At 73.8% G+C, this 26,631-nt stretch carries 23 protein-coding genes and 1 pseudogene; 14 read left to right on the forward strand and 10 right to left on the reverse strand.

Going from position 1 to position 26,631, the window contains the following annotated elements:
* Nucleotides 1–160: 160 nt before the first annotated feature.
* Nucleotides 161–2,074: an alpha/beta-hydrolase family protein gene (locus tag ACI79L_RS16170; protein ID WP_456937774.1), complete on the forward strand. Its 1,914-nt coding sequence runs from the start codon at nucleotides 161–163 to the stop codon at nucleotides 2,072–2,074.
* Between the two features lie 49 nt (nucleotides 2,075–2,123).
* Here ACI79L_RS16170 and ctaD read toward each other — a convergent pair whose 3' ends face one another.
* Nucleotides 2,124–3,881, reverse strand: a complete 1,758-nt coding sequence (gene ctaD / locus ACI79L_RS16175; protein ID WP_456937775.1) for an aa3-type cytochrome oxidase subunit I — start codon at nucleotides 3,879–3,881, stop codon at nucleotides 2,124–2,126.
* A gap of 244 nt (nucleotides 3,882–4,125) precedes the next feature.
* On the opposite strand from ctaD, the gene ACI79L_RS16180 reads away from it, so the two are divergent.
* The gene (locus ACI79L_RS16180) at nucleotides 4,126–5,139 is read left to right on the forward strand and encodes an SGNH/GDSL hydrolase family protein (protein WP_456937776.1); all 1,014 of its coding nucleotides are present in this window, start codon (nucleotides 4,126–4,128) and stop codon (nucleotides 5,137–5,139) included.
* A 72-nt stretch (nucleotides 5,140–5,211) separates the two neighbouring features.
* On the opposite strand, the gene ACI79L_RS16185 is transcribed toward ACI79L_RS16180, so the two are convergent.
* The 3 genes from ACI79L_RS16185 to ACI79L_RS16195 all read right to left on the reverse strand — a co-directional run bounded on the left by ACI79L_RS16185 (nucleotide 5,212) and on the right by ACI79L_RS16195 (nucleotide 7,654).
* Nucleotides 5,212–5,928 (reverse strand): cache domain-containing protein, encoded by a 717-nt coding sequence (locus tag ACI79L_RS16185; RefSeq protein WP_456937777.1) that lies wholly within the window; start codon nucleotides 5,926–5,928, stop codon nucleotides 5,212–5,214.
* A complete protein-coding gene (locus tag ACI79L_RS16190; RefSeq protein ID WP_456937778.1) occupies nucleotides 5,928–6,677 on the reverse strand; it encodes a FadR/GntR family transcriptional regulator in 750 nt (249 codons plus the stop codon). The genes ACI79L_RS16185 and ACI79L_RS16190 overlap by 1 nt, the downstream gene beginning before the upstream one ends.
* Before the next feature lie 77 nt (nucleotides 6,678–6,754).
* Nucleotides 6,755–7,654, reverse strand: a complete 900-nt coding sequence (locus ACI79L_RS16195) for an MBL fold metallo-hydrolase (protein WP_456937779.1) — start codon at nucleotides 7,652–7,654, stop codon at nucleotides 6,755–6,757.
* 250 nt (nucleotides 7,655–7,904) lie between these two features.
* On the opposite strand from ACI79L_RS16195, the gene ACI79L_RS16200 reads away from it, so the two are divergent.
* The 7 genes from ACI79L_RS16200 to ACI79L_RS16230 all read left to right on the forward strand — a co-directional run bounded on the left by ACI79L_RS16200 (nucleotide 7,905) and on the right by ACI79L_RS16230 (nucleotide 14,819).
* Nucleotides 7,905–9,083 (forward strand): NAD(P)/FAD-dependent oxidoreductase, encoded by a 1,179-nt coding sequence (locus ACI79L_RS16200; RefSeq protein ID WP_456937780.1) that lies wholly within the window; start codon nucleotides 7,905–7,907, stop codon nucleotides 9,081–9,083.
* A gap of 38 nt (nucleotides 9,084–9,121) precedes the next feature.
* Nucleotides 9,122–10,657, forward strand: coding sequence for an aldehyde dehydrogenase family protein (locus ACI79L_RS16205; RefSeq protein WP_456937781.1), 1,536 nt, complete (start codon nucleotides 9,122–9,124; stop codon nucleotides 10,655–10,657).
* 32 nt (nucleotides 10,658–10,689) lie between these two features.
* Nucleotides 10,690–11,850: an aminotransferase class III-fold pyridoxal phosphate-dependent enzyme gene (locus tag ACI79L_RS16210; RefSeq protein WP_456937782.1), complete on the forward strand. Its 1,161-nt coding sequence runs from the start codon at nucleotides 10,690–10,692 to the stop codon at nucleotides 11,848–11,850.
* Nucleotides 11,847–12,611, forward strand: a complete 765-nt coding sequence (locus ACI79L_RS16215; protein ID WP_456937783.1) for an amino acid ABC transporter ATP-binding protein — start codon at nucleotides 11,847–11,849, stop codon at nucleotides 12,609–12,611. The genes ACI79L_RS16210 and ACI79L_RS16215 overlap by 4 nt, the downstream gene beginning before the upstream one ends.
* Nucleotides 12,611–13,249, forward strand: a complete 639-nt coding sequence (locus ACI79L_RS16220) for an amino acid ABC transporter permease (RefSeq protein ID WP_456937784.1) — start codon at nucleotides 12,611–12,613, stop codon at nucleotides 13,247–13,249. Before ACI79L_RS16215 ends, ACI79L_RS16220 begins: the two co-directional genes overlap by 1 nt.
* Nucleotides 13,246–13,902, forward strand: coding sequence for an amino acid ABC transporter permease (locus tag ACI79L_RS16225; RefSeq protein ID WP_456937785.1), 657 nt, complete (start codon nucleotides 13,246–13,248; stop codon nucleotides 13,900–13,902). The genes ACI79L_RS16220 and ACI79L_RS16225 overlap by 4 nt, the downstream gene beginning before the upstream one ends.
* Before the next feature lie 80 nt (nucleotides 13,903–13,982).
* Nucleotides 13,983–14,819 (forward strand): substrate-binding periplasmic protein, encoded by an 837-nt coding sequence (locus ACI79L_RS16230; RefSeq protein ID WP_456937786.1) that lies wholly within the window; start codon nucleotides 13,983–13,985, stop codon nucleotides 14,817–14,819.
* 143 nt (nucleotides 14,820–14,962) lie between these two features.
* Here the strand turns inward: ACI79L_RS16230 and ACI79L_RS16235 are convergent, their stop codons facing one another.
* The 5 genes and pseudogenes from ACI79L_RS16235 to ACI79L_RS16255 all read right to left on the reverse strand — a co-directional run bounded on the left by ACI79L_RS16235 (nucleotide 14,963) and on the right by ACI79L_RS16255 (nucleotide 19,556).
* The gene (locus ACI79L_RS16235; protein WP_456937787.1) at nucleotides 14,963–15,400 is read right to left on the reverse strand and encodes an ATP-binding protein; all 438 of its coding nucleotides are present in this window, start codon (nucleotides 15,398–15,400) and stop codon (nucleotides 14,963–14,965) included.
* A 345-nt stretch (nucleotides 15,401–15,745) separates the two neighbouring features.
* Complete coding sequence (locus ACI79L_RS16240) at nucleotides 15,746–17,008, reverse strand: DUF4032 domain-containing protein (protein WP_456937788.1); 1,263 nt, start codon at nucleotides 17,006–17,008, stop codon at nucleotides 15,746–15,748.
* Between the two features lie 120 nt (nucleotides 17,009–17,128).
* The gene (locus ACI79L_RS16245; protein ID WP_456937789.1) at nucleotides 17,129–18,331 is read right to left on the reverse strand and encodes an NAD(P)/FAD-dependent oxidoreductase; all 1,203 of its coding nucleotides are present in this window, start codon (nucleotides 18,329–18,331) and stop codon (nucleotides 17,129–17,131) included.
* A 145-nt stretch (nucleotides 18,332–18,476) separates the two neighbouring features.
* Nucleotides 18,477–18,770, reverse strand: a pseudogene (locus tag ACI79L_RS16250) (response regulator); the annotation flags it as partial.
* A gap of 609 nt (nucleotides 18,771–19,379) precedes the next feature.
* Nucleotides 19,380–19,556 (reverse strand): hypothetical protein, encoded by a 177-nt coding sequence (locus ACI79L_RS16255; RefSeq protein WP_456937790.1) that lies wholly within the window; start codon nucleotides 19,554–19,556, stop codon nucleotides 19,380–19,382.
* 890 nt (nucleotides 19,557–20,446) lie between these two features.
* On the opposite strand from ACI79L_RS16255, the gene ACI79L_RS16260 reads away from it, so the two are divergent.
* The 4 genes from ACI79L_RS16260 to ACI79L_RS16275 all read left to right on the forward strand — a co-directional run bounded on the left by ACI79L_RS16260 (nucleotide 20,447) and on the right by ACI79L_RS16275 (nucleotide 23,987).
* Nucleotides 20,447–21,031 carry a DUF5994 family protein gene (locus tag ACI79L_RS16260; protein ID WP_456937791.1) on the forward strand — a complete coding sequence of 195 codons (585 nt, stop codon included), beginning with the start codon at nucleotides 20,447–20,449 and terminating at the stop codon, nucleotides 21,029–21,031.
* A gap of 918 nt (nucleotides 21,032–21,949) precedes the next feature.
* Nucleotides 21,950–22,303 (forward strand): hypothetical protein, encoded by a 354-nt coding sequence (locus tag ACI79L_RS16265; protein ID WP_456937792.1) that lies wholly within the window; start codon nucleotides 21,950–21,952, stop codon nucleotides 22,301–22,303.
* A gap of 163 nt (nucleotides 22,304–22,466) precedes the next feature.
* Nucleotides 22,467–22,730: a hypothetical protein gene (locus ACI79L_RS16270; RefSeq protein WP_456937793.1), complete on the forward strand. Its 264-nt coding sequence runs from the start codon at nucleotides 22,467–22,469 to the stop codon at nucleotides 22,728–22,730.
* 888 nt (nucleotides 22,731–23,618) lie between these two features.
* Nucleotides 23,619–23,987 (forward strand): hypothetical protein, encoded by a 369-nt coding sequence (locus tag ACI79L_RS16275; protein WP_456937794.1) that lies wholly within the window; start codon nucleotides 23,619–23,621, stop codon nucleotides 23,985–23,987.
* A 182-nt stretch (nucleotides 23,988–24,169) separates the two neighbouring features.
* Here the strand turns inward: ACI79L_RS16275 and ACI79L_RS16280 are convergent, their stop codons facing one another.
* Nucleotides 24,170–24,337 carry a hypothetical protein gene (locus tag ACI79L_RS16280; RefSeq protein ID WP_456937795.1) on the reverse strand — a complete coding sequence of 56 codons (168 nt, stop codon included), beginning with the start codon at nucleotides 24,335–24,337 and terminating at the stop codon, nucleotides 24,170–24,172.
* Nucleotides 24,338–24,687: 350 nt separating this feature from the next.
* Between ACI79L_RS16280 and ACI79L_RS16285 the strand changes: the two genes are divergently transcribed.
* A complete protein-coding gene (locus ACI79L_RS16285; RefSeq protein WP_456937796.1) occupies nucleotides 24,688–25,053 on the forward strand; it encodes a hypothetical protein in 366 nt (121 codons plus the stop codon).
* The last annotated feature ends 1,578 nt before the right edge of the window (nucleotides 25,054–26,631 follow it).

A 26,631-nucleotide genomic window follows, 5' to 3' on the forward strand; every position in this document is an offset into this window, starting at 1 on the left:
CCGGGTGGCGACCCTGCAGGCTCGCACCGGGAGGGTGAGCCGCGATCCACCCCACCCGGCCCACCATGCGCCCATGGGACGTGCACGAGCCCGGACGGGACGGACACGAGCGGGACGGCAGGGCCGCGGGGCGACCCCGGCCGCGAGCACCGCACCCGACGTGGGGCTGGTCGTGGCCGCGGCGATGGCCCCCGGGACGTTCGCTCCCTCCCTCTCCTCCCGCAGCGCGGCGGACCAGGGACTGGTGACCGGGCTGGCCACGGGACTGCACTACGTGCTCTCGGCCGGGACGCAGGACGCGCTGGAGGCCACGGCACGCCTGCTCCCCAGGGGGGCGCCGTCCGGGTCGGCGCGGAGCGCCGGGGCGATCGCGGTCGACTGCGCGGCCGTGCCGCTCGGCCTGGCGGCGCTCCGGGCGTTCCCGCCGCGGGCCGACGACCCGCTCCGCGGCGCCGTGCGCCAGGCGGCCTGGCGGCTGGGTGTCACGGGGTTCGGGAGCGCGCTGCTGGGCGGGGCCCGGCTCGGCGCGCAGGCGCTGGACGACCGCCTGCGGCTGCACGGGCGCCTCGCCTCCGTCCCGCTGGCGGTCCCCCTGGGTCTGGCGGTCGCCTACGTGCTGGACCGGTTGCGGGCGGGTGAACACGCGGGGAGCACGGCCGGCGCAGAGGCCCCGTCACCGCTGTCGTCCCTCGGGGTCGCGACGGGGGTCGTCGGCTCCTTCGCCGGGGTCGCCTACGGCGAGCACGCCCTCGTCGACCTCCTCGCCCGCCGGCTGGGGACGGTCCTGCCCGGGCCTCCCGAGATCTGGCGCCCGGTGGGCCACGCGGGCCTCCTCGCCGGCCTGGGGCTGGGGGCCTCCACCGTCTGGCACCGGGCGATGCGGCGGATCGAGGCGAGGACGTCGGTCGACGTCCCGGTGCTCGAGGCGGGCGAGAGCGACCGGTGGGTGCCGGCGACCGTCAGCGGCGGCCCGGGCAGCCTCGTCTCCTGGGGAGGCCTCGGGCGCGACGGCCGGCTGCACGCGCTCGCCTCGGTCCGCCCGCGCCCGGTCGCGGATCTCCCGGACGGCGTGCCGGACCTGTCCATCGAGACCGTCATGGGCACGCCCGCGCGCGCCGCCCCCGTCCAGGTGTACGTCGGGCTGGACAACGCGCCGACCCCTCGCGCGCGGGTGGACCTCGCGATGGCCGAGCTGGAGCGGACCGGCGCGTTCGACCGGTCGCTGCTGGTCCTGATCTCGCCGACCGGCACCGGCTACGTGAACTACGTCGCCACGGCCGCGCTGCAGTACCTCGCGCTCGGTGACGTCGCCACCGTGGCCCTGCAGTACTCCCGCCGCCCGTCACCGCTGTCCCTCGGCATGGTCCCCCGAGCCCGGGAGCAGAACCGGTTGCTGTGGCTGCGGGTCCTCCAGCGCCTGCGCGACCGTCCCGGCCGCCGTCCGCGCGTCGTGGTCTTCGGCGAGAGCCTGGGCGCGCACACCAGCCAGGACGTGTTCCTGCACTGGGGCACGCTCGGGCTCGACGCGATGGGGATCGACCGGGCGCTGTGGATCGGCACGCCGTACGGGAGTGGGTGGATGCGCCAGGTCACCCGCGGCGACCGCCTCGACGTCGACCCCGACGCCGTCGCCGTCGTCAACGACCACGCGCAGTACGCCGCCCTGGCCGGGCGACGCGGCCGCCCGCCCCGCTTCGTCCTGCTCAGCCACGACAACGACGGCGTGACGAGGTTCGGCCCGGATCTGCTCTGGTACCCCCCGGACTGGCTGGGCGCCGCGCGGCCGCGCTCCGAGCCGGTCGCCGCCGGCAGTCCCCGCGGCATCCCCCCGGCGATGCGGTGGCGTCCGCTGACGACGTTCTTCCAGAGCCTCGTGGACATGAAGAACGCGCAGACGTCCGGACCCTTCGGGGCGACGCAGCACGACTACCGCGCGGACCTCCCCCGCTTCCTCTCCGACGTGTTCGGGCTGCCCGCGTCCGAGGAGCAGCTCCTGCGGATCGAGCAGACGCTGCAGGTGCGCGAGACGGTGCGCGAGCGGATGTTCGCCGTCGTCCCCGGAGCCGTCGACTGACCGGCCCGGACGGCGGGCCCTGGACCGGCGCGCCGTCCGGGCCGGCGGGTCAGGTGAAGTCGGGGTCGTTGGGACCCTGACGCGGGCCGGTGCCCTCGACCAGCTCGCTGACCCCGCCGTAGGGCTCGCGCCGCTTGCCGACGTGCGCCTCGGCGTGCAGCCGCTCCACCAGGTGCGGGTAGTGCGCCTCGAACGCCGGGCGCTCGGAGCGGATCTTCGGGATCGCGGTGAAGTTGTGCCGTGGCGGCGGCGAGGACGTGGCCCACTCCAGCGAGTTGCCGTACCCCCAGGGGTCGTCGCGCAGCGCGGGCCGGCCGTACCGCCACGACTTCGTCACGTTGTAGAGGAACGGGATGATGGAGGCGCCGAGGACGAAGGAGAAGATCGTCGAGACGGTGTTCAGCGCGGTGAACCCGTCGGTGGGCAGGTAGTCGACGTACCGCCGCGGCATGCCCTCCTCGCCCAGCCAGTGCTGGACCAGGAACGTGCCGTGGAAGCCGATGAAGGTCATCCAAAACTGCAGCTTGCCCAGCCGCTCGTCCATCATCCGGCCGCACAGCTTGGGGAACCAGAACGCGATGCCGGCGTTGGCCGCGAACACCACCGTGCCGAAGACCACGTAGTGGAAGTGCGCGACGACGAAGTAGCTGTCGTTGACGTGCCAGTCCAGCGGCGGGCTGGCCAGCAGCACGCCGGTCAGGCCGCCCAGGAGGAACGTCACCAGGAAGCCGATCGACCAGAGCATGGGTGTCTCGAACGTCAGCTGGCCGCGCCACATGGTGCCGATCCAGTTGAAGAACTTGATGCCGGTCGGCACGGCGATGAGGTAGGTCAGGAACGCGAAGAACGGCAGCAGGACCGCGCCCGTCGTGTACATGTGGTGCGCCCACACCGTCACCGACAGACCGCCGATGAGCAGCGTCGCGCCGACCATCCCCTTGTAGCCGAACAGCGGCTTGCGCGAGAACACCGGGATGACCTCGGTGATGATGCCGAAGAACGGCAGCGCGATGATGTAGACCTCGGGGTGGCCGAAGAACCAGAACAGGTGCTGCCACACCATCGGGCCGCCGTTCTCGTCCGAGTAGACGAGCGCGCCGAGGTGGCGGTCGGCCAGCAGCGCGAACAGCGCGGCGGTGAGGATCGGGAACGCCAGCAGCACCAGCACGCTGGTGACCAGCGTGTTCCAGGTGAAGATCGGCATCCGGAACAGGGTCATCCCCGGGGCCCGCAGGCAGACGATCGTCGTGGCGAAGTTGACCGCGCCGAGGATGGTCCCCAGGCCGCCGACCGCCAGGCCCGCGATCCACAGGTTCCCTCCCATCCCCGGGGAGTGCGTGCCGTCGGACAGCGGGGTGTAGGCGTACCAGCCGAAGTCGGCCGCGCCGCTGGGCGTGAAGAAGCCCGCCGCGGCGATGATGCCGCCGAAGAAGAACAGCCAGAACGAGAAGGCGTTCAGCCGCGGGAACGCCACGTCGGGGCTGCCGATCTGCAGCGGCATGATCAAGTTGCCGAACGCGAAGAACAGCGGCGTCGCGAACAGCAGCAACATGATCGTGCCGTGCATCGTGAACAGCTGGTTGTACTGCTCCGGGGACAGGAACTGCAGTCCCGGGCGGCCCAGCTCCCCCCGCATCAGCATCGCCATGAAGCCGCCCACGATGAACCACGCGAACGACGCGACCAGGTACATCAGGCCGATGGTCTTGTGGTCCGTGGTCCGCAGCAGGTTGCTGAGCCGGGACCCCCGGGCGGGCGGGGGCTGCGCATACGGGCGACTGACGATGGGCGCCGGGGCGATGGTCATGGTCCGCCTCCGTCATCACCGTGGCTGGCGCTGACTGCGGATCACGGTAGGAGGCCCGGACGACCGGGGCAATGCACCTCGAGCTGCGGGCGGCCACCGCTGCGGGCCCCGCCGGCCGACGTCGCCACCGATGCTCCCTCGGCGCGATGGACACACGTCGGCCACACGAGGGCAACACGTTGACCGTAAAAACGACAGCGCTATAGGTTCACCGCCCCACCCCAGCGCTCGCCCGGAGGTCCCCATGCCCACCGCCCGCCGTTCCGCCCGCGCGGCCGTGCTCGCCGCCGTCCTGGTCCCGACCGTCTGCGCCTCCTCCGCCGCGGCGGCGGCCCCGGAGAACAGGGCCGGCAACCAGTCGACCGGTCCGGTCCGCGAGGTCGTGTCCTTCGGGGACAGCTGGTCGGACGCCGGCACCTTCGGCTTCGTCTTCGGGACGACGCCGGGCGAGGCGTGGCCGCAACTGCTCGCCGCCGAGTACGGCGCCGACCAGGAGGTCAACCGCGTCGTGACGCAGGGCGAGGACGGCGCCGTCGTGTCCGAGGAGACCGTCGGCGGCCTGAACTACGCCGAGGGCGGGGCCTTCGTCGCGCCGATCACCGACGACCCGGACGGCACCCCCCGCCCCATGACCGCCCAGCTGGAGACGTTCCTGGACGAGCACGGCGCCTTCGACAGCCACCAGCTGGTCACCGTCTGGGCGGGCGGCAACGACATCCTCACGCACCTGGCCGGGGACGAGGAGCAGGCCGCACGGTTCGTCGTCGGGGACCTCACGGGCGAGGAGATCGAGCAGGCGACCGACGAGATCGTGGCGGTGGCCCGGCGCGAGGCGGACCTGGTCGCCGACGTCCTGGCCGCCGGGGCCAAGCGGGTGGCGGTGCTGAACATGATCGACCTCGGGATCACCGCCGAGGGGCCCGGGATCCAGGCCGGGGGCAACGCGCTGGCCGGGGCGCTCACCACCACCTTCAACCTGGCGCTGGCCGACGCGCTGCCCGAGGACCGCCGGGTCCGGCTGGTGGACGTGGCCGGCCTGTTCGCCGACGTCGAGGCCTCCCCGGCCGACCACGGCTTCGAGGTCGTCGACGGCGACGCGTGCACCGACGGCGGGTTCGCCTGCGGGCCCGAGGCCTGGGTGACCCCCGACGCGGACCGGACGTACGCCTTCGCCGGCTACGGCCACTTCACCGCCGCCACCCGGGAGCTCATCGCCGACTTCGTGCACGACGAGGCGGCCGCCGCCTGGCACGTCTGACCGACCGTCCGGGAGGCCTCCGCTGCCCTGCGGCGGCGGGGGCCTCCCGGACCGCGGCCCCCGCGGCGGTGGTCAGAGACGGACGACGGCCCAGCCGAACTCGGTGATCCCGGCGCGCGCCGTCACCGGGCCCACCTCCGTGGCGGCCAGCCTCGTCCCGGTCTCCAGGTGCGGGTGGATCGCGGTGATGACCCGGTCCTCCTCGTCGAGCAGGGCGGTGGCCCCCGCCTCCACGAGCAGTCGTTCGACGGCGTCGAGGAAGGCGCGGACGTCGAGGTCGGCGGCCACCACCCCCAGGGTCTCGCCGCCCACGGCGAGCGGCACGGCCGCGGTCATCGTGACGTCGTCGGTCCCCCAGCTGTCGACGTACGGGGAGAGCAGCGTGGGCGCCCCGCTGGCGTAGGGCACCCGGAACCAGCGGGCGCGGGGGACGTCGTAGAAGGAGTCGGACCGGGGGTTGAGGACGTGCTGCTTGACGCGGACCTCGCCGTCCCGGATGACCCACCACGCCATCGAGGGCACCCCCGCCCCCGACTCCGTCGGCGGGCGGACCGCCAGGCCGGCGCCGGTGACCAGCGCCCGGTTCCGGAGCATCGCGCTCACGTCGGGCTCGAGGGCGTCCCAGGCCCGCTGCTCACCGAAGACCGGGTGCCGGGTGAGGTCCAGCCGGCGGGCGGCCGTCCCCCCGAGCCCCGCCAGGTCGTGGAAGACCGGGGCGGTGAGCTCGACGACACCGGCGGCGACGTCCCGCAGCGCACCGTCGGCGGACGCCGGCGCCGTGCCGGCCATCAGACGGCCCACCCGCGGGTGCGCAGCTCCGCGACCCGGCCGGCCACGTGGTCGACCGCCCGGACCACGCACCCGCGGGCGACGTCGGGCTCCGCGTCGCGGACGGCGCGGACGGTGGCCTCGAACAACTGCGACACGGTCGACCTCACACCTGTGTCCACGTACGCGAGGGTCAGCAACGGCGCGTACTCCACCTGCAGACCGATCATGCTCGTGCTCAGCCGCACCGACTGCGCCGCCGCCGCCAGCTCGATGAGGAACCGGCTGTCGGCCCGGCGGGCCTCCACCTCGTCGCCGGCGGTGGACAGCCGGTCGCTGCCCCGCTCGAGCAGGGCGACGTTCTCGGCGGAGGCCCGGCGGGCGGCGAGCGCCGCGGACTCCGCCGCGACGGCGCGCCGCCAGTCGGCCAGGTCGCGCAGGTCGAGACCGGACAGCGGGCGGGCCTGCTCCGCCGCCGCACGGAGCTGGTCCGGCCGCCCGGCGGTGACGACGGTGCCGCCCCCGCGACCACGCCTGGTGGTGACGAGGCCCTGGTCCCGCAGCTGGGTGAGGGCCTCCCGGAGGGTCACCGGGGAGATGTTGAACTGCGCCGCGAGGTCGGCCTCGGCGGGCAGCTGCTCACCCTCGGCGAGCACCCCGAGGGTGATGGCGGTGCGCAGCCGGACCGCCACGACGTCCGCCCGGCCCTGGTCGGCCAGCGGCGCGAACAGCACCCGCCGCGTCAGCGTCGACAGCAGATCGGTGCGCACGTCACCTCCGGTCCCGTGGCGTCGCGGACGCCGATCCCGCCGGCCACCCTAGTGCGCCCGGCCGGCGCGGACCCGGGCTAGAGGGCCTGGAAGACACCGTCGTCCTCACGCACCCGCCCCGCCCGCCGCAGGCGCTCCAGGTGCAGCTCGGCCGTCCGGCGCTCGACGGCGGCCACGAAGGGCAGCCGGACGTGGGGGCGGTACACCAGCCGCCGGGCGGCGACCTCGGCCACCGTCAGCGGCTCGGCCAGCATCGCGAGGAGCGCCTCGTCGCGGCGGTCGATCACCGCGGCGAACTCGTCGAGCCGGGCGAGGAACTCCGTCCGGCCCTCGACCACCCCGCGCTGGTGCGCGGTGCCGTACCAGCGGGCCTCGACGTCCCGGAGCCGCGCCAGGGAGGCCTCGTAGGCGTCCAGGTCGCTGCCGACGTCGCCGTAGTACGGGCCGAAGGACGTCAGGTCGATGTCCCCGGTGAAGAGGAAGCCGTCGGGCTCGACGAGGAAGCCGCAGTGGCCCGCGGTGTGCCCGGGGAGGTGGACGACGGTCAGCGACCGGCCGCCGAGGTCGATCACCTCACCGTCCGCGACCGGCCGGACGTCCTCGTGACCGGCGAGGGAGAACGTGTCGCGCAGGGTCGCACGGAACTCCGCCGCCTCGGAGCCGGCCATCCCGAACCCTGCCAGGAGGACCTCCGGGTCCCGGACCGCCGGGGCGTCGGCCGGGTGCACCAGGGCCGGCACCTCGGGGAAGACGTGCAGCCCGGAGACGTGGTCCTCGTGGCCGTGGCTCACCGCCACCAGGTCGACCGCCCCCGTGGCCCGCCCGCGGCGCGAGACCTCGAGGGACGGGTCGACGAGGACGGTGGCCTCGGACCCGGAGACCAGCAGCGAGTTGCCGCAGGGATAGCGGCCGGCCTCCGGGGAGGCGAGGACGGTCACGCCCCCGTACCGGACGTCGTGGTCAGCACCCGGACCCATGCGCTCAGTGCACCCCCTCGCGGTGTCGGGCACCGGCCGGACCCGCTCAGAACACGATCCGGTAACCGCCCGGCAGCCGACCGTTGACTCAAACCGACAGACCTATATGTTTACCCGCACGCCGAGGTGGACCGGCGGCCGACGACCCGGCCCCGACGTCCATCCGGAGCCACAGCAGGCCGGACACCCGCGCGGCCGCTGGACGAGGTCCCCCCCGCTGAGGCCCCCTGCCGACCCCGAGGAGTTCGACGTGAGTGATGTCCGTGTCGCGGTGATCGGCGCCGGAGTCTGCGGGCTGTCCACCGCCACGGAGCTCCAGGACCTCGGCGTCGGGGACGTCGTCGTCCTCGACGCCGGCCACCCCGGCGACGGGTCGTCCGGGCTGTCCGTCGGCATGGTCGAGACCCAGTACGTCGAGACCGCCGACATCGCGGTCCGGGCACACGGCCGTCGCCACTACGACCGCCTGGCACGCGACCACGGCCTGACCTTCGTCCGCGGCGGCTACCTGCGGACCGCCCGGAGCACGGCGGACCTCGACGCCTACGGGCGCAGCATCGAGCGGCAGCGCGCCGCGGGTGTGCCCGATGCCGAGGTCCTGACCCCGGCCGAGATCGCCCGGCGGTGGCCGCAGCTGGTGGTCGACGACCTCGTCGGCGGGCTCTTCGGTCCCTCGGACGGGCACATCGACGGCTACGAGTACTGCACGCTGGCCGCCCGGCTCGTCCGGGAACGGGGCGGACGGGTCCTGACGAACGAGCCGCTGGTCGGCGCCGAGGCCTCGTCCGGCGGGTGGACGCTGCGGACCCCCCGGCGGACGGTCGAGGCCGACGTCGTGGTCAACGCCGCGGGCCCGTGGGCCGGCGCGGTCGGCGACCTGCTCGGGGCGCCGGTGCCGCTGGTCCCGCAGCTGCACGGCGCGGTGACCATCGAGCTGGCCGAGCCGCTCACCCCGCTGCTGCCCTTCGTCATGGACTACGTGCCCGGGTCCGGACGGGCCGGCGTCTACTTCCGCTCCGAGCGCGCCGACCAGCTCATCGCGGGGCTGCACGTGGAGGAGGCGGTCGCCGAGGCCGTCTCGCCCGACGTGCCCCTGGGCCGGGTCGACGACGCCTTCCTCGAGGAGCTCGTCGAGCGGCTGACCGAGCGGCTCGCCGACACCGACGGCGCGGCGATCGGGCGCAGCTGGACCGGCCTCTACCCGATGACGCCCGACCACCGGCCGATCGTCGGGCGCCACCCCTCCCGCGCCGACGTCGTCTGCGCCGTCGGCGGCGGCGGCAACGGCATCCAGCTCGCCCCCGCCATCGGCCGGGTCGCCGCCGAGTCGCTCGTCGGGGTCCCCGAGCCGACGTTCGCCGCCACCGACCCGGGCTGGGACCCGGCCCGCCTGGCGCCGACGACGCCGGCCGCCACCCAGGCCCCCTGACCGCCCCGTCCGATCCCCCGCACGCAAGGAGAGTCCCCGTGACCACCAGGCTCGACTACGGATCGACCGACCTCGGCGACGCCGCCCTCGACGCCCGCTTCGAGGCCGCCCTCGCCGAGGCCCGCAAGGGCAGCGAGGTGCTCGCCCACGTCATCGCCGGCCGGCCCGACGAGCGTGGCGCGACGTTCACCCGCGAGGACCCCTGCGCCCCCGGGACCGTGGTCTCCACCGCGCGCACCGCCGACGCCGCCGTGGTCGCCGACGCCGCGGCCGCCGCCCGCGCCGCGACCCGGGGCTGGCGGACGACGCCCCCCGCCGACCGCATCGCGGCCCTGCGGCAGGCGAAGGCCGGCTTCGCCGACCGCGCCGCCGAGATCGCCGGCGTCGTCTCGGCCGAGACCGGCAAGACCCGGCTCGAGGCGCTGGCCGAGGCCCAGGAGGCCGTCGACCTCGTCGAGCACTACTGCGCCGAGATGGAGCGCAACGACGGCTTCGTCACCCCCCTGCGGTCGGCACCGGGCGAGCGCAACACCGACGTCCTGCGCCCCTTCGGCGTCTTCGCCGTCATCGCGCCCTTCAACTTCCCCGTCGCCCTGGCCGTCAACATGGCCGCTGCCGCGCTGGTCACCGGCAACACCGTCGTCGCCAAGCCGTCGGACAAGACGCCGCGCTCCACGGCGCTGGCCTGGGAGATCCTGGGCGCGGCGCTGCCCGCGGGCGTGCTGAACGTCGTGCACGGCGGCGCGGACACCGGTCGCGAGCTGGCCGGGGCCGCCGTCGACGGGATCGCCTTCACCGGCTCGGCCGCCGTCGGCTGGCAGCTGGTCCGCGAGCTCGGCCAGGGCGCGTACGCCCGGCCGGTGCTCGCCGAGATGGGCGGCAGCAACCCCGCGATCGTCACCGCCACCGCCGACCTCGACGCCGCCGCCCACGGCATCGCCCGCTCCGCCTTCGGCCTCTCGGGCCAGAAGTGCAGCGCCTGCCGCCGCGTGGTCGTCGACCGCCGCGTCGCCGACGAGCTCGTCGCCAGGCTGGCCGCCGCGGCCGAGGCGGTCGTCGTCGGTGACCCGGCCGACCCGCGCACCGGCATGGGCCCGGTCGCCGACGACGCCGTCAGCCGGCGCATCGACGACGCCCTCGCCGCGGCGGCGCGCGACGGCCGGGTGGTCACCGGCGGGCGCGCCGAGGAGCTGGACGGCAACTTCTACCGCCCGGTCGTCGTCGCCGACTTGCCGCCCGGCCACCCGCTGACGCGCGAGGAGCTGTTCGCGCCGTTCGTCACCGTCACCGCGGTGGACGGGTTCGACGAGGCGATCGCCGAGGCCAACGCCGTCGACTACGGCCTGTCGGCCGGCGTCTTCACCGGCGACCCGGACGAGGTCGACCGCTTCCTCGACGAGATCGAGGCCGGTGTCGTCTACGTCAACCGGCGGGCGGGCGCGACCACCGGCGCCTGGCCCGGCATCCAGTCCTTCTGCGGCTGGAAGGCCAGCGGCTCGTCCGGCAAGGGCGGCCTGGGCCCCTGGTACCTGCCCGGCTTCATGCGCGAGCAGTCGCGCACCGTCGCCGGCTGACCGACCCCCACCCCACCGACCGAGGAGGCACCGTGACGGTCGCCGAGCTCCGGGACCGCGCCCGCCGCGTCATGCCGGGCGGCAACACCCGCAGCACGCTCTTCGTGCCGCCGCACCCGCCGTACGCGGTGTCCGGCAGCGGCTGCGTCGTCACCGACGCCACCGGGCACCAGGTCGTCGACTGCAACAACAACTACACGGCGCTGATCCACGGCCACGCCCACCCCGAGCTGGTCGCGGTGGCCACCGAGGCGGTCGCCGCCGGGTCGGCCTTCGGGCTCCCGACGGAGTCCGAGGTGGTCTGCGCCGAGCTGCTGCGGGAACGGGTCGGCCTGCCGAGCTGGCGGTTCTGCAACTCCGGCACCGAGGCCGTGATGATGGCGCTGCGCGGCGCCCGCGCGGCCACCGGTCGCGAGCTCGTCGTCCGCTTCGCCGGCAGCTACCACGGCACCTACGACGCCGTCGTCGACCCCACCGCACCAGGCGTCCCGGGCAGCGTGGCCGAGGCCGTGGTGACCCTCCCGCAGGGCGACGCCGGGGCCTTCGCCGACCTGATGCGGGCCCGGGGCGGCGAGGTGGCCGCCGTCCTCGTCGACCTCATGCCCAACCGGGCGGGGCTGCGGCCGGCCGACCCGTCGTTCGTCGAGCTGGTGGCCGGGCTGACCCGCCGGGCCGGCGCGCTGCTGGTCGTCGACGAGGTGATCACCCTGCGCCTGGAGGTCGGCGGCCTGCACAGCCGCTACGGGGTCGAGCCGGACCTGGTCACCGTCGGCAAGGTGATCGGCGGCGGCTTCCCGGTGGGCGGCGTCGGCGGGCGCAGCGAGGTCCTCGACGCCTTCAGCCCGCTCGCCGACGGCGCGGTCAGCTGGGGCGGCACCTTCAGCGCCAACCCGGTGACCATGCGCACCGGCACCGCGGCCCTGCGGCTGTTCGGCGCCGCCGAGGTGGCCGCCCTCAACGCGCGCGGCGACCGGCTCCGGGAGGAGCTCGCCGGCCGCGGCGTCCCGGTCAGCGGCTCGGGCTCGCTGGTCCGGCTCCTGCTGCCCGACCCCGGCGCCACCTGGTGGCGGCTCTACGAGCGGGGGGTGCTGGCCGGCACCAACGGCCTGCTCGCCCTCTCGACCCCGATGACCGACGACGACGTGGACGCCGTCCTCGCCGCCGTCCTCGCCGCTGTGGAGGTGGCCGCGTGAGCGCCGTCGCGCAGGAACCCGTCGTCGTCCTCGACCGGATCCACAAGCAGTTCGGCGACCTCGTGGTCGTCGAGGACGTCTCGCTGTCGGTGGCCCGCGGCGAGGTCGTGGCGATCATCGGCCCCAGCGGGTCGGGCAAGAGCACGCTGCTGCGCTGCATCAACCTGCTCGAGCGGGCCGACTCCGGCCGGGTCGAGGTGGTCGGCCGGGCGGTCGAGCCCGGCGCCGGCGTGGCCCACCGCGACCTCGCCGCCCTGCGCCGCAGCGTCGGCATGGTCTTCCAGTCGTTCAACCTGTTCCCGCACATGACCGTGCTGCGCAACGTCTCCCTGCCGCAGGAGCGGGTGCTCGGCCGCAGCCGCGCCGAGGCGGACGAGCGGTCCCGGCAGCTGCTCGAGCGGGTGGGCCTCGGCGCCAAGGCCGACACCTACCCCTCGCGCTGCTCGGGCGGTCAGCAGCAGCGGGTGGCCATCGCCCGCGCCCTGGCCCTCGACCCGGAGGTCATGCTCTTCGACGAGCCGACCTCCGCGCTGGACCCGGAGCTGGGCCTGGAGGTCCTCGCCGTGATGCGCGAGCTGGCCGCCGAGGGCATGACCATGGTCGTCGTCACCCACGAGATCCACTTCGCGGCCGACGTCGCCGACCGCGTCGTCGTCATGGCCGACGGCGCGATCCTCGAGGAGGGCAGCCCGGAGCAGGTGCTGCGCACGCCGGCCACCGACCGTGCCCGGCGCTTCCTCAGCGCGGTGGTCGACCGCTGATGGACGTCCTCGAGGCGGTGCTGCTGGGGGTGCCGGTCACCCTGCTGGTCACGGTCCTGGCCTTCGCGCTGGGTGCCGTGCTGGCGGTGCCCCTGGCCGCGGCCCGGCGGTCGCGGGTGGTGCCGGTCCGCTGGCTGGGGCGCGTCGTCGTCGACGTCGTCCGCGGGATCCCGCCGGTGGTCTGGCTGTTCCTCATCTTCTTCGGCCTCGGCCGGGACCTGATCCGGCTCGAGCCGATCGAGGCCGGGGTGATCGGGCTCGGGATCATCTCCGCCGGCTACCTGGCCGAGATCTACCGGGGCGGGCTGTCCGCGGTGCACCGCGGGCAGTGGGAGGCCGCCTCGGCACTGGGGATGGGCGGCAGCGACACGCTGGTCCGCATCGTGGCGCCGCAGGCGTTCCGGGTCTCCCTGCCCGCCGCGACCACCTACGCGATCAGCCTGCTCAAGGACTCCACGATCGTCTCGGCGATCGGCGTCACCGAGATCCTGTTCCGGGCCACGCAGAGCGCCCGGTCGATGGGGGCGGGGCTGACCCCGTTCTTCGTCGCCGCGGCGGTCTACATCCTGCTCAGCGCGCCGCTGGCCTGGCTGTCCCGCGGCCTCGACGCACGGCTCCGGGCGCGGGTGGCGCGATGACCGGCCTGCTGTCCTCGTGGGGCGACTGGCTGCCCCGGCTGCTGGAGGGCCTGCTCACCAGCCTGCAGCTCACCGTGGTGAGCCTGCTGATCGGTGTGCCGCTCGGCCTGGTGCTCGCCCTGCTCAGCTCGGCGCGCAGCCGGGCGGTGCGGTGGACGGCCATCGGCCTGGTGGAGATCGGCCGCGGCACGCCGGCGCTGGTCATGCTGCAGTTCGTCTACTACGGGCTGCCGTCGGCCGGGCTGTCCCTGACCGCCTTCGTCTCCGCCATCGCGGCGCTGTCGCTCACCACGGCCGGCTACACCAGCGAGATCCTCCGCGGCGGCCTGCAGGCGGTGCCGGCCGGGGAGACCGAGGCGGCCGGTGCCCTGGGCATGTCGCGCCGGGACACGCTCCGCTACGTCCTCGTCCCCCAGGGGGTCCGGATCGCCCTGCCCTCGCTCATGGGCTTCGCGATCCTGATCTTCCAGGCCACCTCGCTGACCTTCACCATCTCGGTCGTCGAGCTGCTCAGCCAGGCCTACTCCATCGGCGCGGCGACCTTCCGCTACCTCGACGTCCTCGTGCTGGCCGGGCTGCTCTACCTGGCCGTGACGATCCCGGCCGGCTGGCTGACCAACGGCACCGAACGGCGGCTGTCCCGCCACCTCTGACCGCACCACCCGCTCCACCCACCGCACCGCAGCGCGACGGCGATCCCGCCGTCGGGCCCGTTCGTCCTGAGGAGACAACCGTGAAGACGCACCGCCTGGGCGCCGCCGTCCTCGCCCTCGGTTCCGCCGTGGCCCTCGTGGGCTGTGGATCGGACCCGGCCGGCGAGGTGGCGGCCGACTGCGAGCCCGCCCACCGGTTCGAGACGGTCGAGGACGGCGTGCTCACCGTCGCCCTGACCAACACCCCGCCCTACTCCTTCGAGGAGAGCGGCCAGGCCGAGGGCATCGACAGCGACATCCTCGAGGAGATCGCCGCCGACGAGTGCCTGACCATCGAGTACGAGGCCTACACCTACGCCACCGCGGTCCCGGCCGTGGAGACCGGCCGGGTCGACGTCGCGGTCGGCGGCTTCTACCGCACCGCGGCGCGCGGCGACGTCGTCACGCTGAGCGCCCCCGTCTACCTCGACGAGCTCACCGTGATGTCGGCCGACGGGGTCTCGACCGTCGACGACCTGATCGGCAAGCAGGTCGGCACCGTGGAGGGCTACCTCTGGGTCGACGCGCTGCGCGAGCTGCTCGGCGACAGCCTGCGGACCTACCCCGACTCGCTCAGCCTCGCCCAGGACCTGACCGCCGGGCGCCTCGACATCGGCCTGGACGGCTACGGCGCCGCGGCGCAGTCGACCGAGGGCACCGACTTCCGGATCGAGGTCCTCGAGACCGACCCGCGGGTCCCCGCCACCGAGGAGCCCTCGCAGACGAGCCTGCTGCTCGACCCGAGCAACGACGCCCTGGCCACGGCGATCGACGAGCACGTCACGCAGATGCGCGCGGACGGCTCACTGGTCGAGATCCTCGAGGCCAACGGGCTGCCGGCGTCGGCCGCCGAGGTGGGCGACCCCCGGCTGATCTGACCGACCACCGGCGGGTCCGGGGCCCGTGGTCACGCTCGTGCCGTGGCCACGGGCCTCCCGCATCTCCGGATGGGGCCGGCCGCCCGGGGCCGCTCGGGCGACCCGACCACCCCGCCGCGGCCGGGCACCGTCCCCGCTCGGGCTCACGCCGCGGCGACGCACGCCCACACGTGCTTGCGGCCGTCGTCGACCATCCAGCCGTGCGTGCGGCACAGCTGGGCCACGAGGTGCAGGCCCAGACCCCCGTCGACCGGGTCACGGTCGACGGTCGGCACCGGAGGACTCTCGACCGCGGCATCGGTGACGTCGACGAGCCAACCGCCGCCGGCGGCCACGACGCAGACGGTCACCGGCGGCCGCCCGTGGCGCAGGCCGTTGGAGGTCAGCTCCTCGAAGACCAGGAGCAGCTCGTCGGCGTCCACCGGCGCGCGGTCTCGCAGCCCCGCCGTGCGCACCGTCGCCTGGAGATCGTTCCGGCTCACCGTGAGGTCCATGGGCGTGCACAGCTCCCGCCGCCAGACCGCGAGGGCGACGTCGGGCACGGTCGGGAGCGGTCGCTGGGTCCAAGGCACCTGGTCCATCGGTCACCCTCTGCTCGGGGAGGAGCCGAGCCCCGCACCAGGTGGAACGCGTCCACTCGAGGCCTCGGCGGTCGTGCGGGGCGCAGGGGCCGTACGCCTTGCGTCCGTTGCCGTTCTGGAATCCCAGCGTAGGTCTGCGGTGGTCGCGGTCGCCTGCCGGTCTCGCGTTCCCCCGGCGAGGCGTGACCGGCGGTCACGGGGTGTACCAGGAGAGGGCATCCGCGGTGCGACGGGAGCCCCGGACGGCGCGGGACGGGAACGGGGATCCCGCCGACGGCTGACACCGGCCTCCGGCCGCTCGGTCCGCGCCGTCGACCGCGGGCCTGGAGGACGGTGGGACCGGCCCTACGAGGAGTCGCTCAGCGGGGCTCGGGGTCCCGGGTCGGCGCTCGGGGGTGGCGGCGTCACCAGGTCGCCGGGCACTGCCGGCAGCACCCGGTCGACGTAGTCCCGCACCGCGGCCTGCATCCCGACGTCCCGGCCGGCCGCCTCGGACAGGAACCACCGGTGCTCGAGGACCTCGTGGAAGACCTCGGCGGTGTCCAGCCGGCTCCGCAGGTGCGCGGGGATGGCGGCGATCGTCGGCTGGTAGCTCTCGGTCAGCCAGCGGATGGCGGCCGCGGTCTCGGAGACCGGGCCTCCTCCCGCCTGCTCGAGCGCGGCCCGGTAGCTCACGATGTCGGCGAGGAGGCGGCGTGCCTGCTTCTCCTGGACGTCCAGCCCGGTCCGGCTGAACAGCGCCCGCCGGCAGTCGCCGGGTTCGGCGACGCGGGTGGTGAGGCGCAGGCGGCTCCCGCCGGCCGGGTCCTCGACGAGCTCCACCTCGCCGACGTCGAAACCCAGGTCCTGGAGCCTGCGGATGCGCCCGGCGACGCGGAGCTGCTGCTCCTCGCGCGACACCACCTCCTCGCTGGTCAGCTGGGTCCACAGCTGCTCGTACCGCGCGACCAGGTCGGCCGCCGCCAGTGCCGGGTCGAGGTCCCCGGCCAGGGAGCCGCTCTCCCGCAGGTCCGTCAGTTCGCTGACGACCCGGGCATAGGCGACGTCGGTGTCGTGGTCCCGCTGGCTCTGGGTGAGCCGCTCGTGCACCTCCCCCGTCTCGGCGTCCACGAGGTAGGCGGCCAGCGTCCCGGCGTCGAACCGGAACAGGGTGTTGGCGAGGGAGCAGTCGCCCCACACGATGCCGGCCAGGTGCAGCCGGACCAGCAGCTCGACCTGCGCGTTCATCACCCGGTCGATCAGGTGCGCACCCCGGGGGTTGGCGAACAGCGCGAGGAAGGACGACGAGTAGTCCAGGAAGCGGGTGACGAGCACCGCCTGCTGGTCCCCGGGCCGGTCGACGACGGCGCCGACGACCTCGACCGCCGGGATGCCGAGCTCGTGCAGCCGGCGCAGCACCTCGTACTCGCGGCGAGCGGGTCGCTCGGGCAGCTCCTTGAGCGCGAACACGCCTCCGGCCTCGGCCACGAACCGGACGACGTGACGGGAGCGCCCGTGCTGCGGGATCTCGACGATCCGGTCGTCGGTCCACTGCGAGAGCGGGACGTCCCAGGGCAGGGTCAGCAGATCGGCCGCCGCCTCGGCGGGAGGACTGAACACGAAGCGCATCCCGGACCTCCGGTTCCCGGACCCGGTCCTCCCCGAGGTTAGCGCGCGGCTCCCCGGCTGCCGCACGAACGCACGGGCCTCCGAGAGGGCGACGGCAGGCCCGACCCTGGGTGAGGGCCCTCACCCGCGGCCGAGGTGGTCGTGGACCATGCGGATGGCGATCGCGCCCTCACCGACGGCGGAGGCCACCCGCTTGACCGATCCGTGCCGGACGTCGCCGACGGCGAACACGCCGGGCACGCTGGTCTCGAACGCGTGGCTCCCACCGCCGGCGGGGCTGCCACGCCGGTCGGCGCCGGTGAGGACGTAGCCCGCGTCGTCCCGGTGGATCGCGTCGGGCAGCCACTGCGTGTGCGGCTCGGCGCCGATCAGCACGAACAGGCCCGCGGCCGGCACCGTCTCGGTGTCCCCGCCACCGCGATCGCGCACCACCAGGTGGGTCAGACGCCCCTCCCCGCCACCGCCGACCGCCTCGGCGCCGTGGCGGACGGTGACGTTGGCCGCCGCGTCGATCTCGCGGATCAGGTAGTCGGACATGGTGGCGGCCAGCGAGGCGCCGCGCACGAGGAGGGTCACCCGCCGGGCGTAGCGGGCCAGGTGCAGTGCGGCCTGACCCGCCGAGTTGGCCCCGCCGACGACGTACACCTCCTCCCCCGCCATCGCCTGCGCCTCGGGAGCCGCGGCGCCGTAGAAGACCCCCGCCCCGACGAGCGCGTCGAGGGACGGGACCCCGAGCCGCCGGTAGGTCACCCCGGTCGCGAGGACGACGGCGCGGCTGGTGACGGTGCTGCCGTCGCTCAGCGAGACGACGGGTCCGGCGCCCGAGGCCTCCAGGCCGACCGCGCGCGGTCCGTAGACGAACTCCGCGCCCAGCAGCCAGGCCTGCTCGTAGGCCCGCTGTGCCAGGTCGGCGCCGGGGATGCCGCGGGGGAAGCCCAGGTAGTTGCGGATCAGCGAGCTGGTGCCGGCCTGACCCCCCACCGCCTCCGTCTCCAGCACGACCGTGCGCAGTCCCTCGGAGGCGCCGTAGACCGCCGCGGCCAGCCCCGCGGGGCCCGCACCGACGACCGTGACGTCGTAGGGCCGCGCATCCGGCCGGGTCCGGACGCCGAGCGCGTCGGCGATCTGCAGACCGGACGGGTCCTCGAGGACCCGTCCGTCGAAGAGGACGACCACCGGCAGCCGACCGGCCGGCCGGCCCACCTCCCGCAGCAGCGCCCGGCCCTCCTCCGAGGTCACGTCGAGGAAGCCGTAGGCCACGCTGTTGCGGCTGAGCAGGTCCCGGATCTCGTGCGACCGCGCTGCCCAGCGCTCCCCGACCACCCCGGGCCGCCAGGAACCGCGGACGGTTCGGCAGCGCCCACTGGTACAGGAACTGGCCGATCGCCTGGTGGAAGTGCTCGTCCCCGGGCTGCCAGGGCTTGGTGACCCAGTCGATCTGCCGCAGCACCGACACCGGCAGCACGGGCGCGATCGACCGGTCGTTCCAGGTGATCAGGACCGACCGCTTCGCCGCCGGGTGCAGCGCCCGCACCCGGTCGAGGAACTCGATGCCGGTCATCCCGGGCATCCACTGGTCGGCGAGGACCAGCGCCACCTCCCCACCCGCCGCCCGCACCCGCGCCAGGTCGCCGAGCGCCTCCTCCGCCGAGGTGAGGCAACGGACGTCGTAGTCGGTGCCGTACCGCTTGGTCAGCTCCTCCTGCACCGGACGCAGCGTGGCCGGATCGTCGTCCACCGCCATCAGCACGGGCCTGTCCATCGCGCCCCCTCCGCCGGTGCCCGAGCAGTGTGCCGGAGGGCGGTTCCCCCGTGGGGTGGGCGCTCAGCCGCCGCGTCAGGAGAGCTGCGTCTCCGCCCGGGGCTCACCGCCCTGCGCGGCGCCGTCGTCCGGACCGGACGTCGGTCAGGGGCCGGCCCGGCCCGTGGTCGTGTCCCCAAGGCGCGGCCCTGCCGCGCTCCGGAGCCTGCGCCGACCCCGTCCGACGTGGACCGACCACGGCCGTCGACCGGGCCCTGCTGAGGATCCGCGCGCCGTCTCCGGCTCGCTGCGCCCCTCGCCTCAGACCGGGCGGGGCGCTGATCTGCGGTTGTTCTCCCCCCGCTCGGGTTCCAACCGACGACTCCGGGATCGGCCGGTGGTGATTGATCCTCGAGGCCTGGTCCGTTCCGGATCAGCCCCTGAGCCGCGCCTCTGCGGAGGGCCGTCGGCCGCCACCGCCCGTTCCACACCCTTGTCGACCGCCGATTCCTGGGGGTGAGACGGGGCCGAGGATCCGGTGCGCAGGGGGCAGCGTGGTCGACCGACCGGTACGGCGCCCAGTAGCCCGGCTGTGCCGCCCACCTGCCGGTCGACCGGCCCGGGAACCGCTCAGTCGGTCGGATTCCCCGCCGGGCCCTGCTGCGGGGCGAGCGACCCCAGCGGCGAGCGGCCGGCCGCAGCGGACCGACCGGGCCCCTCGCCCAGGAGGTCGCGCAGCTGCGTGGCGAGGATCGCGACCTGGGTGCGCCGCTGCAGCGCCGAGAGACCGGTACGCCCCCGCTCCACACGGGGACGGAGCCGCGCCACGAGGTCTGCCGTGCGGCTGTCTCGACCACGACCCGCCGGGCCCGGGCGCCGGTCACCTCATCACCATCGGCCGGCTCGGGGCGCCGACCACGTGGATGCCCTCGGCCCGGTGCAGGAACGGGACAGCGAGCCGCTCCGGGGCACGCCCGGCTCGTCGGTCAGAACGCTCCCGACCGGCGCGCGCTGCCACTCCACCGCGCCGGAGCGGCCCTCCGGTGCGGGCCGGGCTGCCCTGCGTCGCGTGGCACGAGCCCTCGGTGGACGACGTCGTCCGCGGAGGCCCGAGGCCGCCCGTGCCGAGGTCCGGTCTCGCGTCGGGCCGCCAGGACCGGTCGACCCGGTGCGGCCGCCTGTCGGACCACCCCACCCACGCGGTGGATCGCACGGACACCCGAGGCCCCGCGGCTGCCCGCGCCCCCCGTGTCGTCTCCCTCCGCTCGCCGCAGGGCCGCGTCGAGAGTCCTCGACCACCGGCAGCGAGGCGGCCCGGCTCAGCGTTCTAACGAGGGAGCCGGCCCTCCTCGCACCGGCTCGGGCGTGGCCGTGGAGCTGCGAGGCTGCGCTCGCACCCTCTGGACAACGGCACGAACGGGGTGAACGGTGCCCCGTACGCGATGCCGCCCCTGACGGCCTCGATCCGGCCGCGCCCCCGACCGGGCAGGCAGGCAGGGAAGGCGCTCCGGCTGACCGGCCCGCTCCCCCCAGCGGGCGCGGCTCGGATCGCCGGAGCGGTGTAGCTTCCTGGGTGGCGCCACTCCGGCGCCCAGTCCCTCCGCTGGCGGGGGGAGATCGGCGGTCCCTGATATGGGACTCACCACGCTCCAGACGTCCTCCCGACCGACCGCGGGCCGGTCGTGACGACCATCCGGGTGACCCGGCGTCCCCGGACTCCGGCTGTCGACACCGCGGAGGCGGCGTCCCGGTTCCCGTCAGCACCACCCCGACGCGCCGGTGCCGACGCCGTCCGCCTGGCCCTGATCGACCCGGTGGCTCCGCGCACCACGCTGGACGGGGCGTGGTGGCCGCGCACGTCGGACCTGACCGCCGAGCTGCCCCCGCTCCTCGAGGAACTCCATCGCCGGGGCATCCGGATCACGCGCGTGACCTTCCACCCCGACTCCTGGCCGCCGACGACACGGCGGCTGCAGACCGGTGGCAGGACCGTCCGCCTGGGCTGGTTCCGCCGGATCGACCGGCACCTGCTGAACCTCACCGGCGACCTGGGCCGCGCCCGGTTGGACCTCCTCGTGGTGCCCCCGTCGACGACGGCGGGAGTCGCGCAACGCGCCTTCGACGCGGCCACCGACCGGGCCAACCGGGACGAACCCACCGCGCTGCTCGACGGCCTCGGCACGGGTGACCTGCCGGTGCCGCCCCCGCGAGCGGCCGCTGCCACTCCCGACGACGGGGCGGCCGCGGCCTGGGACACCGACGGCGGCCACCCGGCTCGCTGACGCCCGCCGTCCGCTGTCCGGGGCGCCGGCGCACGCCTCATCCGCAGCCCCACGTCGTCCCCCCGGGGCCGCTGAACAGGAGAAGGTCATGACCGACAAGTCGCCGCGGCAGTCCATGTCGAAGAAGTCCGGCAAGTCGATCAAGGAGAAGCGCTCGGAGCGCAAGGCCAAGGTCGACAGCAGGTCCCAGATGGAGCAACTGACCACCGACAAGAAGCACTGACCTCGCGGCACCGGGCGGACCCCGACCCGGGGCCCGGTGGTCCCGGGGTCCGACCACGCAGGTCGGGTGGAGGGCGGCCTCCTCCGCCGGAGCCACCACCGGTGCACCGCCCGTGCCGGGCGGCCCCCACCGCCGGCCACGGGCGCAGCCGTGGAGTCCGCACGGCGCGGCCGGCGGACAGCCCTGGGCCGCCTTCGGCGCGGCGTGGGTGCCCTTCGCGCTGATCGGTGCGACCTGGTGGCAGCTGCCCACCGCGGCAGCCCTCGGCGTCCTGTCCACCCAGGTCGCCTTCCTCGGCCACGACGCCGGCCATCGACAGGTGGACACCGTCGGCGAGCTCTCCCCGGGAGTGCTCGCCGACGCGCTGTCGTTCGCCGCCGCCACCCAGCTGCTGCTGGACCTGCAGGCCCGGGACACCGCCCGGGGGATCTCGCCACCGCCCACCCTGGCCGTCCCCGGACGACCGAGCGGCGGTGCACCAGGTGACCGGGATGGTCTCCGTCCGCGCCGGAGTGAGCCCGGCCCGGGCGCTGGCGCTGCTGCGCGCCCGGCCTACGCCCAGCACCGCCCGATCGGGGACCTGGCACGCGAGGCTCTCGACGGGGTGGTCCGGCTCGAGAGGACGACGACCCTGACTGACCGACGCCGCACCGCGGCACGGCGGCACGGGCGCCGGCCCGCGGCCGGAGGAGTGCATGGTGCAGGAGCAGCGCCTGGCCGAGGTCTTCGTCGAGCTGGCCGACACCCTGGCCGAGGAGTTCGACGTGGTGGACCTGCTGCAGATCCTCCCCGAGCGCTTCCTCACCGAGCGCTGCGTGGAGCTCGTCGACACCGACACCGCGGGGCTGCTGCTCGCTGACCAGCCCGGCAACCTGCGACTGGTGGCACACGCTCACGAGTCCTGGAGGCGGCCTTCCCCTCATGCGCACCCGCGCCCGCCGCACCGGACGCCGCTGCCCACCGTCGCCGGCGCTGTCGTCGCGGGGCGCGTTACGGGCAGAGCCCTGCAGCAGGCGGCGGCGACTCCCGAGGGGCGCCGCGTCACCTGACGACACGCGCGGGGACCGCGACCGCCGGCGGGACGCCGCGCATCGTCGCCGTCGATCCGGGTCTCTGTCCGACGCGGCCGCGTCACGAACTCCCCACGGACCAGGGCGCCGCGCGGGCCGCCTGCACCGCCCGGGCGGGGGCCGACGGTTCTACGGTGCGGGGGTGCGAAGCGCGGACGACCTCGCGGAGCTGACGCGGCAGACGCGGGCAGCACGGGCCGAGCTGCGGCGCCGCATCGCCGACAGCCATGCCCGCGTCGCCGCCGCACAGCGCGCGACCGCAGAACTGATGCACCTCGCCGCCGACAGGCTGCCCGACCCCCCACATGTGCACGAGCGGGCAGACCAGCTCGCGCAGGACGCCGACCGGCACCTGCGCCGGGCCGCGCAGGACTGTTCCCCAGCCGAGGCCGAGGACGGCGGCTGAGGCTCTCCGCCCCGACTCGCGACGCAGCTCCCCCGTACCCGGAGGAGGAAGGTGCGGTACCTGCGCTCGGCCGGTCAGCGACCGCTGCCGGCGTCCGTGCCGAGCCGCTCGGGCGACCGGCGGCCCGACCGGGTCGGTGGCGACATCGTCGGCGGTCCGGCCGGCCACGCAGGCGTGGCCGCGCAGCACCGTGACCGCCGACGGCGTCAGCCCGCAGAGCCCCGAGGAGGCGGGTGGCGACGGCCATCGCAGGGCTGCGGACCCCCGGGTCTGCGGTGCCGGGCGTCGGTCCCCGGCTGGGACGAGCCGGGAGCACTCAGCCCGAGCGCCGCGTCGCGCCTGCCCCGCACTCCCCCGCGGCCGAGCCACCAGCCGGTTGCTGGAACCGCGTCAGGACCTGAACACCCGGTGTGCACCCGGCCGTGCAGTCGAACTCGACGGGTACCCCGTCCAGCCACCCGACGGCCGCGGTGAGACGGCAGCACGGACAGGTCTCCCACGTGATGCGCTCGCTGGTCATGTCTCTCCCGGCCGGTTCGTGCAGACCGGCGGAGGGGTGGCCATCGACCCTGGTCTCGAGTCAGCCCTGGTGAGCGGAGCCGCCCTACCCGCGCCCGGAACAGCTCAACCCCGCCCCCGAGGCCCCAGGGAGAGGACGCGAAGTCGAGCGCAACCCCACGGGCGGCCCGCTGCCGGGGCCCCCGGGATCGAGCGCCGTCGGGCTCCGGCGTCCGAACGCGTGCCGACGGGCGCTGCAGCGGCCTCACGGCACGCACCTGCGCCGCCCCTGCACCGCCCGGGTCGCACCGCTGCGATCGAACCCGGGCCAGGGGGCCGATCGACCAGTCGAACTGGACACCGTCCTGCGACGGCGCCAGGCTGAGCGCCGTGACCGGAGGTCGCGCGCCGTTCGCCCACGACGCCGTCCTCGCGATGGAGTCCGACGGCGACGAGCGCGCTCCCGGTGGAGCCATCACCGTCGCGCTGTGCGGCGGCTGGTCGCACGACGGCCCCTGTCCCCTCGCCTCACACCACACCTCGGCCGAGCGGCAGGGGGACCGCGTGCGGTTGCGCGTCCTCTTCGCCGCACCTCCTGCCGAGGAGGCCCGGGTGCGGACGCTGATCCGCGCCGCGCTGCTCGCCGGCGAAGCGCACGGGCCGGACGGCGCCACCGCATCCTGGCGGTTGGTCGGCGAGGAGCCGGGCGTGGTCCGGGACGAGGAGCGGGCGCACCTCGTCCGGCTGCTCGCCGGCTGACCGTCCCCTGCCCGACGGGTCAGACGGCTGCGACCCGGTACACGTGGCCCGCTGGGCAGCCAGCAGCACCGCCTCGATGCCGTCGAGGGTGGTCCCGAACACGCCCTGGCGGTCCCGGGTGAGGGCGAGCGGGTCTGCACATCGGGCAGCTCGGCGGTGGTGACCGAGCCGGTGGCGAAGTCTTACGTCACCCGCAGCGTGGTCGTTCCCTCGAGGCGTCCCCAGCCGCGGCCGTCGTCGTCGACGGCGGTCCACCACAGAGAGTCCTGTCCGCAGATGGTGGCGCCGGACTGGAGGTCGATGAGGTTGTTGCCGACCACGACGTAGCGCCCGCTGGGTGACTCCGGCACGCCGCGATGCCTGTCGCCGAGGCGAAAGGTGAGGGTGCCGGCTGCGAAGCCTTCAGATTCCTTGCGAGGACGTGCCATGGGCCGACAACTTAGAGGGTCGTCTTATAAAACTGGTGCACCCTCAATGTGTCATGTGCATGACTAGCCATATACATAGATCCCGACCTCGACGAGGAGGAACTCGTGTCACGTCGAGCCCTCCGGCGCGGCATATGGAGACACACCGACTGGGTCCAAAGACCCTTTGCTAAGGGTAGGGTCCTCAGTACGGTCAGTTTCCCTCGTGTAACGCCACCGAGGGAATGTTCCGCGCACGACCATCTGATCTCGTCCACATGCTGGGGGATGCCATGTCCGACCGTATCGCGGAGTTGATGCGCGCAAGGGCGATTGAGGATGCGGCGCTATTGTCCAGCCTGTCGAGACAGCCTCAATTCGAGACAGTCTTGGCAGAGATTGACTCGGCTCCATCGTCGGAGCGCATCAACCGCGCCTTCGAACTTCTCAACGTTCACACCCTCAGGGAGCGAGGAATTCAACTGCCCGAGGGGACGAAAAGCAGCCTCAACGTCCAACCCTCCGCCCTGGACCCAAATGACATCGCTGCCGAAGTCCCAGTCGTTCTTGAATTTTGCCTTGAGAGCCCATGGCCAGGGCTGAAATGGGAGGAATGCTTCGAGCTTGTGATAGACAATGTCGATCTTGAATGGTGGTGAGGGGGCGTCATGAGCGAGTTGGACCTCGAAATCCGACGCCAGCGCTTGTCTCTCCTCGCGGCGATCAGACAACCGGAGTTTCGTCGCGCGGTTATAGATGCAGCGACTGCTCCAACGGATACACGACTACAGCGGCTACTCGCACTGACGGATGTCGAGGCCCTGAGAGAACTAGGAGTCCGCTTGCCGGAAGGGGTCCAAGTTACTGCGGAAGTATCTGTCACACAAAGGATCACTCTGGGAGGGCCTTCCGGCTCTGCACAAAGTGGCGCTGGAGTACGGATCTGCTACAGCCCCTTTTACCCTGTTCCAATAATTCCTGTTCCTCAGGGCTGGCCGGGACCGAAAATATGCTTCGATATCACGATTGAGTCGGAGGATTAGGCTTCGTCAAAGAACGGTAGTGCGCAGGCCGAGTGACCATGCAGCGGCGATGGGGCGTCACCTGCGGGCTGACCATTGAGCGATTGGGGTCCGGTAGACCAGATGGCGCTCATAGGTTCGCTGGGCGCGCTCGTGCTCGACCATTAATTCGTCGGGTGCAGCTGGTCGATCCGTCGGGGTCCAACGTTCGTGGCAAGGCCGCGGGGTGCGCCGCAGCAGTCTTGAGCCATACGTGCATAACTGACCCTATGCACGCTTGAGCCTCGGCCTGCCTCCACAACTGCCAGCACCTCTGGCGATACGTTGCGGCCGTGCCTACCCCATCGCGCGAGGACAACCTGTCCGCCGTCGAGAATGCGGCGATTGCGCTGCTCGCGGAGCCTCCTATCGTACATCCCGCCATCGCCTACGAGATCCGGAAGCGCGTCGTTGGCATGCCGGCCGGACCTGACCGCGAGCAGTGGACTGTCTGCCTAGTGCTCGACATCTGGGACGAGGCCACGGCCGCGACTGTCATGCGACCCGGTGTAGTCGAGGTTGGGAGCATGACCGAGCGAGCTGCCCGAGGGCAGCGATTCCTGACTCCCGGCTTCGACACCGGCTTGGAGGGCGCGCAACTCATCAAGGCTCTAGGCGGGACGAAGCAGGCAGAAGGGCGCTGGCAGGGTCGGTAACGAAGCTTCTTCGTCACCGACTGACATCAACTGCTCCTGCGCATACCGAGCCTCGGCCGGGTCGCCACAGCGGCCCGGCCGAGGCTCGGTCATCCACATGCTCACCCAGGAGGTTCTGGCCGAGCATTGAAACCACAGAGCCCTGTGAGAGTTCGACGGAGCATCCATCGGCGAGGGCCCGGGAGGTCGGACGCTTGCACCTTGGCGCCATGTAACACTCTTGTTAATTCCTCCTGTGAAAAAGCGAGACCCGACGCGGCTTGTCGCTACAGCCCGTTGGAGCGCCTCACGCGGAGGCACCACAGAGGACGCGCTGCGTCTAGTACTTGTGCCGGCAAGCCTCGTTTGACATTGGCCGTCTCCTGACCTCACAAGGCACCAGAGGGGGTGCCCTGGGCCGAAGGAGGACCTCGCAGCGTCATTCAGGCACAGCGGGCTCTCACCCACCGAGGCCGCTCGTCCTCCCACAGCAACCGCCGACTCGATGAAGGTGACCCCAATGACCGCGACGCGGCCCCCG

The organism is Geodermatophilus sp. SYSU D00684 (assembly GCF_054050455.1).

Bases quoted from the DNA above. Each gene is read 5' to 3' on its own strand.
- ctaD (WP_456937775.1), bottom strand. From the start codon at position 3,881: ATGACCATCGCCCCGGCGCCCATCGTCAGTCGCCCGTATGCGCAGCCC.
- ACI79L_RS16180 (WP_456937776.1), top strand. From the start codon at position 4,126: ATGCCCACCGCCCGCCGTTCCGCCCGCGCGGCCGTGCTCGCCGCCGTC.
- ACI79L_RS16185 (WP_456937777.1), bottom strand. From the start codon at position 5,928: ATGGCCGGCACGGCGCCGGCGTCCGCCGACGGTGCGCTGCGGGACGTC.
- ACI79L_RS16195 (WP_456937779.1), bottom strand. From the start codon at position 7,654: ATGGGTCCGGGTGCTGACCACGACGTCCGGTACGGGGGCGTGACCGTC.
- ACI79L_RS16220 (WP_456937784.1), top strand. From the start codon at position 12,611: ATGGACGTCCTCGAGGCGGTGCTGCTGGGGGTGCCGGTCACCCTGCTG.
- ACI79L_RS16225 (WP_456937785.1), top strand. From the start codon at position 13,246: ATGACCGGCCTGCTGTCCTCGTGGGGCGACTGGCTGCCCCGGCTGCTG.
- ACI79L_RS16235 (WP_456937787.1), bottom strand. From the start codon at position 15,400: ATGGACCAGGTGCCTTGGACCCAGCGACCGCTCCCGACCGTGCCCGAC.
- ACI79L_RS16240 (WP_456937788.1), bottom strand. From the start codon at position 17,008: ATGCGCTTCGTGTTCAGTCCTCCCGCCGAGGCGGCGGCCGATCTGCTG.
- ACI79L_RS16265 (WP_456937792.1), top strand. From the start codon at position 21,950: ATGGTGCAGGAGCAGCGCCTGGCCGAGGTCTTCGTCGAGCTGGCCGAC.
- ACI79L_RS16285 (WP_456937796.1), top strand. From the start codon at position 24,688: ATGTCCGACCGTATCGCGGAGTTGATGCGCGCAAGGGCGATTGAGGAT.